This is a genomic window from Rhodosalinus sp. (assembly GCF_041685465.1).
GTDB lineage: Bacteria > Pseudomonadota > Alphaproteobacteria > Rhodobacterales > Rhodobacteraceae > Rhodosalinus.
Window position 1 is genome coordinate 1 of record NZ_JAWLFS010000130.1, and the last position, 7,042, is coordinate 7,042.

The window sequence follows — 7,042 nt, forward strand, 5'->3', positions numbered from 1 at the left end:
TCGTCGATGATGAGCACGCCCGTGCCGTCGCCGACGAGGTCCATGTTCGGCGCCTTGATGATCTGCGGCTCGGCGCGCGTCTGGAAGTTGTAGCTCTTGACGCTGATCGTATCGACGGTGCGGATGTCGAGCTCGCGGGAGACGATCATCGCGGGGGCCATGCCGCCGCGGGTGATCGCGACCACCACGCGCCAGCCGCCGCCCTCGGGGCCGTGGCCGTCGAGCCGCCAGGCCAGCGCGCGTGCGTCGCGGTGGAGCTGATCCCAGCTGACGTGGAACCCCTTCTCGTGCGGCAGCCGGTCGGTCATCGCGTCCCCCGTTCAGCCCTTGGTGATGTCCGGCGCGTCCACCGCCTTCATGCCGACGACGTGATAGCCGGCGTCGACGTGGTGCGTCTCGCCCGTGACGCCCGAGGCGAGATCGGAGAGCAGGTAGAGCGCCGAGTTGCCCACGTCGTCGGTCGTCACGTTGCGCCGCAGCGGCGAGTTGTACTCGTTCCACTTCATGATGTAGCGGAAATCGCCGATGCCGGAGGCGGCGAGCGTCTTGATCGGCCCGGCGCTGATGGCGTTGACGCGGATTCCGTCCTTGCCCAGATCCTCGGCGAGATAGCGCACCGAGGCCTCGAGCGCGGCCTTGGCCACGCCCATGACGTTGTAATGCGGCATCACCTTCTCCGCACCGTAGTAGGTGAGCGTCAGGCAGGCCCCGCCCGGCCCCATCAGCTTTTCCGCGCGCTGGACGGCGGCGGTGAAGGAGTAGACCGAGATGTCCATCGACATGGCGAAGTTGCCGCGCGAGGTGTCCACGTAGCGCCCGCGCAGCTCGCCCTTGTCGGAAAACCCGATGGCGTGGACGATGAAATCGAGCCGCCCCCAGCGCTCGCGGATCTCGGCGAAGAGGCGGTCGAGCGAGTCCTCGTCGGCCACGTCGCATTCGACGAGGAAATCGCTGCCGAGCTGGCCCGCGAGCGGTCCCACGCGCTTTTTCAGCGCGTCGCCCTGGTAGGAGAAGGCGAGCTCCGCGCCCGCCTCGGCGCAGGCGCGTGCGACACCCCATGCGATGGACTTCTCGTTCGCCAGCCCCATGATCAGCCCGCGCTTGCCGGCGAGGAGGGTATTTGACATGGGGTGTCTCCGAGCGATGTCCGCGATCTCCGCTCCTTTAGACAATCGGACTCGGGGCATCAAGAGCGCCCGGCCGGCCCGGCCGGCGCCCTCTGGAAAGGACAAGAGATGACGGACCGCAGCGGTATCTTCGCAGGCGATGATCCCTTTGAAATCGCGCGCAATTGGCTGGGCGAGGCCGAAAGGAGCGAACCCAACGACCCGAACGCCATCGCGCTGGCGTCGGTGGACGCGGACGGGCTGCCGAACGCGCGCATGGTGCTTCTGAAGGAGATCGAGCCGCAAGCCTTCGTGTTCTACACCAACTACGAGAGCGCCAAGGCGCGCGAGATCGAGAGCGCGGGCAAGGCGGCCTTCGTGATGCACTGGAAGACGCTGCGCCGGCAGATCCGGGTGCGCGGGCTCACCGAACGCGAGGAGGGCGAGAGCGCGGACGCCTATTTCGCCTCCCGCTCGCTCAAGAGCCGGCTGGGCGCCTGGGCCTCGCGGCAGTCGCGCCCGCTCGAAAGCCGCACGGCGCTGATGGCCGAGGTGGCGCGGGTCACGGCGCGCTATGGCAACGCCCCGCCGCGGCCGCCGTTCTGGGGCGGCATCCGCATCCGCCCGGTGGAGATCGAGTTCTGGGCCGACGGCGCCTTCCGTCTGCACGACCGTTTCGTCTGGCGCCGCGCCGCACCGGGGGAGGCCTGGGACGTCGAGCGGCTGCACCCGTGAGCCGCGCCGCTCCGGCGCAGGGGCCACCGGTCTCCGCGCCGGCGTCTTCCGTCGCGGCCGGGTGAGGCCCGGGGGCGAGGAGCCCGCCGCCGTGCGACGGGCCGCCCCCCGTCGCCCGGGCGACCCGGGCGTTCAGGGCGCCGGGCGTGGCCGGATCAGAAGCGCTCCGCGCGCAGCACCTCGCAGTCGGTGACGCTGACGACGCCGATGTGGCGATCGACCACCCCGAAGGCCGCTTCGAGCAGCGCTTCCAGCCGCTCGGGCCGGATGATGCAGACGACGGACACCATGCCGCCCGCGCGGCTGACCTGCCCCTCGCGGCTCCACTGCCCGGACCGGCCGGAGCCGCCGAGCACCGGCAGGATGGTGAAGCCGGTCACGCCCGCCTTGATCAGGGCCGCGGTCAGGCGGTCTTCCATGACGGCCTCGATGGTGATCTCGACGCGCTTGGCCTCGTGGGTCTGCATTGGCTCAGCCTCCGGTCAGGGCCCGGGATACCGCGAGATAGATGGGAATGCCGAGCGTCAGGTTGAACGGGAAGGTCACGCCGAGAGACAGCGTGAGGTAGATCGACGGGTTCGCCTCCGGCAGCGCCACGCGCATCGCCGCGGGCACGGCGATATAGGACGCCGAGGCGGCGAGCGTCATGAAGAGCATCACGCCGCCCGGGCTCAGCCCGAGCAGCAGCCCGGCCGCGAGCCCGAAGGCGGAGCCCACGAGCGGCATCAGGACGCCGAAGGCGAAGAGGCCGGGCGTCAGCACCGAGCGCGCCTCGCGCAGGCCGCGCCCCGCGACGAGCCCCATGTCCAGAAGGAAGAGGCAGAGCACCCCCTGGAAGGGCGCGACGATGAAGGGCGCGATCATCTCCAGCCCCTCGTCGCCGGTGATCCAGCCAATGACGAAGGAGCCCACGAGGAGCACGATGGAGCCGTTGAGCAGGATCTCGCGGACGAGGCCCTCCTCCATCCCCGCCTGCGCCTTGCCGAAGCGCGCGATGATCCAGAGCGCCGAGAGGATCGCGGGCGCCTCCATCACCGCGGCCACGGCGACCATGTAGCCCTCCGAGGAGAGCCCCGCGGATGTCGCCACAGAGGTCGCGGCGACGAAGGTCACGATGGAGATCGAGCCGTAGTGCCCCGCCACAGCCGCCGCGTCGGTGACCGAGAGCCGCGTCATTCCCTTGAGCAGGCCGAAGGCCACGACCGGCAGGACGAAGGAGAGAACGACGCCGGCCACGAGCGACAGGACGAGCGTCGCGTCGATCCCGTGGGCGGCGACGCTCGCGCCGCCCTTGAAGCCGATCGCGAAGAGCAGGTAGATCGACAGCCCCTTCGCGACGGCCTCCGGCACCGAGAGATCGGAGCGCGCGAAGGCGGCCGCGACGCCGAGCACGAAAAAGAGGATGATCGGCGACAACAGGTTGTCCGCCGCGAGCGCGAGAATGCCGTCCATCTGCCGCTCCCCTGCGTTTCGGGTCGTGGGCTCCTAGCGTCCCCCGCCCCCGGGGTAAAGCGTGCGCGCCCGACCGTTGCGCGCGCGCATGGTCGCACCGTGCCGCTTCCGTGGGCAATTCCGCCGCTTGCGCCGGCGGGCCGCATGGACAGGCGCGGCGCGGGGATGCAGGGGACGGCGGCACGTAGTATCCCTACGCCCGGGCCGACGCAGCCGCGTCTGGCCCCCGACCCGACACCGAGGCCCCGCTTGCACCATGACCCGACCGGACACGCCCCCCCGACCCGAGACCGCCGCCCCGGACGCGCCACCGTGGCATGCGCGCGAGGCAGAGGAGGCCGCGAACCGGCTCGCCACCGGCGCCGAGGGGCTTTCCGAGGCCGAGGCCGAGCGTCGGCTGTCTGAGACGGGGCCGAACCGCCTGCCCGAGCCGCCGCGCGCGGGGCCGGTCAGACGCTTCCTGCGGCAGTTCCAGAACCTCCTGATCTACGTGCTTCTGGCCGCTGCGGCGGTCACGGCCGCGCTCGGCCATCCGGTGGATACCGGCGTGATCCTCGCGGTCGTTCTGGTCAACGCCGTGATCGGCTTCGTGCAGGAGGGACGCGCGGAAGAGGCGCTCACGGCGATCCGCGGCATGCTCGCCCCCGAGGCGCGGGTGATCCGCGACGGCCGGCGCCGCACCGTCCCGGCCGAGGCGCTGGTGCCGGGCGACGTCGTCGTCCTCGAGCCCGGTGACCGCGTGCCGGCCGACGTGCGGCTCACGTCGGCCAACGGGCTGCGCAGCCAGGAGGCGGTGCTCACGGGGGAATCCGTCGCCGTCGAGAAGGCCACCGCGCCCGTCGCGGCGGAGGCCGCGCTCGGCGACCGGCGCTCGATGGCCTTCAGCGGCGCGCTGGTCGCCGCCGGCAGCGGGCGGGGGATCGTCGTGGCGACCGGCGCCGATACGGAGATCGGGCGCATCAGCGGCCTGCTCGGCGCGGTCGAGACCGTGACGACCCCGCTGCTGCGGCAGATGGAGGTCTTCGCGCGCACGATCACCATGGCCATCCTGATCGTCGCGGCGGCGATCCTCGGCTTCGGGGTGCTCGTGGCGGGCATGCCCTTCCGCGAGATCTTCATGGCGGTGGTGGGCCTCGCCGTCGCGGCGATCCCGGAAGGGCTGCCCGCCATCCTGACGGTAACGCTCGCCATCGGGGTGCAGGGCATGGCCGCCCGCAAGGCGATCGTGCGCCGGCTGCCGGCGATCGAGGCGCTGGGATCGGTCTCGGCGATCTGCTCGGACAAGACCGGCACGCTCACGAAGAACGAGATGACCGTGGCCTCCGTCGCCACGGCGCGCCGCGCCTTCTCGGTGAGCGGGGCGGGCTACGCGCCGCATGGCGGCATCGCCCACGACGGCCGCGAGGTCGATCCGGCCGGACACCCGCTGCTGATGGACCTCGCCACCGGCGCGGTGCTCTGCAACGACGCGGAGCTCTCCGGGAGCGACGGGCACTGGACGGTCGCCGGCGATCCGATGGAGGGGGCGCTCGTCACCTTCGCCTGCAAGGCCGGGCTTGATCCGGAGGCGCTGCGCGCCGCCAACCCGCAGACCGACGCGATCCCCTTCGACGCCGAGCACCGCTTCATGGCGACGCTGCACCACGACCATGCCGGGCATGCGGCGATCCACGTCAAGGGGGCGCCCGAGCGCATCCTCGAGATGTGCGCTGCCCAGCACTGCGAGGAGGACGGCGCGCGCCCGCTCGACGCGGCGTGGTGGCACGCCCGCGCCCAGGAGATCGCGGGCGAGGGGCAGCGCGTCCTCGCCATCGCCACGCGGGACGTCCCCTCCGAGACGCGCACGCTCCGCTTCGAGGACGTCGAGGGCGGCCTCACGCTGCTCGGTCTCGTCGGTCTGATCGACCCCCCGCGGGAGGAGGCGATCGCCGCGGTCGCCGAGTGCCGCGCCGCGGGCATCCGGGTGAAGATGATCACCGGGGACCACGCCGGCACGGCGCGCGCCATCGCGCGCCAGCTCGGCCTCGAACGACCCGACGCGGTGCTCACCGGCGCCGAGATCGACGCGCTGCCGGAGGCGGAGCTGCGCCTGCGCGCGGCGGACACGGACGTCTTCGCGCGCACCTCGCCCGAGCACAAGCTGCGCCTCGTCGAGGCGCTTCAGGCCGGGGGAGACGCCGTGGCGATGACCGGCGACGGCGTCAACGATGCGCCCGCGCTCAAGCGCGCGGACATCGGAATCGCAATGGGCCGCGCCGGCACCGAGGCGGCCAAGGAGGCCGCCGAGATCGTGCTGGCCGACGACAACTTCGCCACTATCGCCGAGGCGGTGAAGGCCGGGCGGACCGTCTACGACAACCTCAAGAAGGCCATCGTCTTCCTGTTGCCCGTGAACGGGGGCGAGTCGCTCGCGCTGATCGCGGCGCTCCTTCTGGGGCTGACGCTGCCCGTGACGCCGGTGCAGATCCTCTGGGTCAACATGGTCAGCTCCGTGGTGCTCGCCATGGCGCTCGCCTTCGAGGGGCCGGAGCCCGGCCTGATGCGCCGCCCGCCGCGCCCGGCCGACGCGCCGATCCTGTCGCGCTTCGTGCTCTGGCGGGTCGGCGTCGTCTCGCTCCTGTTCTGCGCCGGCATCTTCGGGATGTTCAATCTGGCCGAGGCGCGCGGCGCCTCGCTTGAGGAGGCGCGGACCATCGCCGTCAACACGCTGGTTGTGATGGAGATCTTCTACCTCTTCTCGGTGCGCTTCCTGAACACGACCTCGCTCTCGCTCGGCGCGGCGCTCGGCACGCGGCCGGTTCTGATCGCCGTGGGCGCGGTCACGGCGCTGCAGCTTGCCTTCACCTACGCGCCGTTCATGGAGACATTCTTCGACACGCGCCCGCTCTCGCTGGCCGAGGGTCTCATGGTCGTGGCTGTCGGCCCGGCGTTGCTGATCCTGCTGGAACTCGAGAAGCGCCTCCTGGTGCAGTGGCGAGACCGGGTGGCCCGGTAACCGTCGGTCCGGGCATCGCCGCTCCGCCATGCGCGCGTCGGCGTCGTCCCGGCAAGGGGAAGGCTGGAACGGCGCGGCCTCGATCCCTGCGTCGGGCAATTCGAAAGGTCTTGCAAACCGGGCGGCATCCGGAAAAGAACGCCCCATGACCGAGGCGCTTCAGAGAAGGCTCCGCCGCGGCGCGCTGCTCGCCCTGCTGGCGCTCGTGCCGGCCACCGCAGGGGCAGAGCCCGCCTGCCGGGCGGATACGGTCTGGCTGCGCGGCGACTGGGGCGATGCGCGCTTCAGCGTGACCGTCGCCGACGAGCCGGAGACGCGCGCGCAGGGCCTCATGTTCGTGGAGGACATGGGCCACCTCGAGGGCATGCTCTTCGTCTACGAACGCCCGCAGAGCGTGTCCTTCTGGATGAAGAACACGCTCATTCCGCTCGACATGATCTTCGCCGACCGCCGCGGCGTCGTCCGACGGGTCCATGCCGAGGCGGTGCCGGGCGACACGACGCCGATTCCCGGCGGCGACGACATCCTCGTGGTGCTCGAGATCAACGGCGGGCTGGCGGAGCAGTTCGGAATCGCCCCGGGCACCGAATTGCGCCACCCGTCGCTCGGCGACGCGGCGGCGTGGCCCTGCTGAGGCTTCCCAAGCCCGGGCGCGAGATGTAGAGGGAGCACCGTCGGGGCGTAGCGCAGCCTGGTAGCGCGTCTGTTTTGGGTACAGAAGGTCGTGAGTTCGAATCTCGCCGCCCCGACCATC

The 7,042-nt window shown here is 71.4% G+C and carries 7 protein-coding genes and 1 tRNA gene; 4 read left to right on the forward strand and 4 right to left on the reverse strand.

Annotation, left to right across the window (positions count from 1 at the left end):
- Positions 1-308: phosphoribosyltransferase family protein (locus ACESL7_RS09830; RefSeq protein ID WP_372893150.1), on the reverse strand; the 308-nt coding region annotated here is incomplete at its 3' end.
- A gap of 12 nt (positions 309-320) precedes the next feature.
- Positions 321-1,127: an enoyl-ACP reductase FabI gene (gene fabI / locus ACESL7_RS09835; RefSeq protein ID WP_372893151.1), complete on the reverse strand. Its 807-nt coding sequence runs from the start codon at positions 1,125-1,127 to the stop codon at positions 321-323.
- A 108-nt stretch (positions 1,128-1,235) separates the two neighbouring features.
- On the opposite strand from fabI, the gene pdxH reads away from it, so the two are divergent.
- Positions 1,236-1,841 carry a pyridoxamine 5'-phosphate oxidase gene (pdxH, locus tag ACESL7_RS09840; RefSeq protein WP_372893152.1) on the forward strand — a complete coding sequence of 202 codons (606 nt, stop codon included), beginning with the start codon at positions 1,236-1,238 and terminating at the stop codon, positions 1,839-1,841.
- 155 nt (positions 1,842-1,996) lie between these two features.
- Here the strand turns inward: pdxH and ACESL7_RS09845 are convergent, their stop codons facing one another.
- Both ACESL7_RS09845 and ACESL7_RS09850 read right to left on the reverse strand, forming a co-directional pair.
- The gene (locus ACESL7_RS09845) at positions 1,997-2,308 is read right to left on the reverse strand and encodes a P-II family nitrogen regulator (protein WP_372893153.1); all 312 of its coding nucleotides are present in this window, start codon (positions 2,306-2,308) and stop codon (positions 1,997-1,999) included.
- A 4-nt stretch (positions 2,309-2,312) separates the two neighbouring features.
- Entirely contained in the window at positions 2,313-3,293 is a 981-nt protein-coding gene (locus ACESL7_RS09850) for a sodium-dependent bicarbonate transport family permease (protein WP_372893154.1), read from the reverse strand.
- A gap of 256 nt (positions 3,294-3,549) precedes the next feature.
- Here ACESL7_RS09850 and ACESL7_RS09855 point away from each other — a divergent pair, with 256 nt between their 5' ends.
- The 3 genes from ACESL7_RS09855 to ACESL7_RS09865 all read left to right on the forward strand — a co-directional run bounded on the left by ACESL7_RS09855 (position 3,550) and on the right by ACESL7_RS09865 (position 7,040).
- Complete coding sequence (locus ACESL7_RS09855; RefSeq protein ID WP_372893155.1) at positions 3,550-6,288, forward strand: HAD-IC family P-type ATPase; 2,739 nt, start codon at positions 3,550-3,552, stop codon at positions 6,286-6,288.
- A gap of 145 nt (positions 6,289-6,433) precedes the next feature.
- Entirely contained in the window at positions 6,434-6,922 is a 489-nt protein-coding gene (locus ACESL7_RS09860) for a DUF192 domain-containing protein (protein ID WP_372893156.1), read from the forward strand.
- Between the two features lie 41 nt (positions 6,923-6,963).
- A tRNA-Pro gene (locus ACESL7_RS09865) sits at positions 6,964-7,040 on the forward strand.
- Positions 7,041-7,042 lie beyond the last annotated feature (2 nt).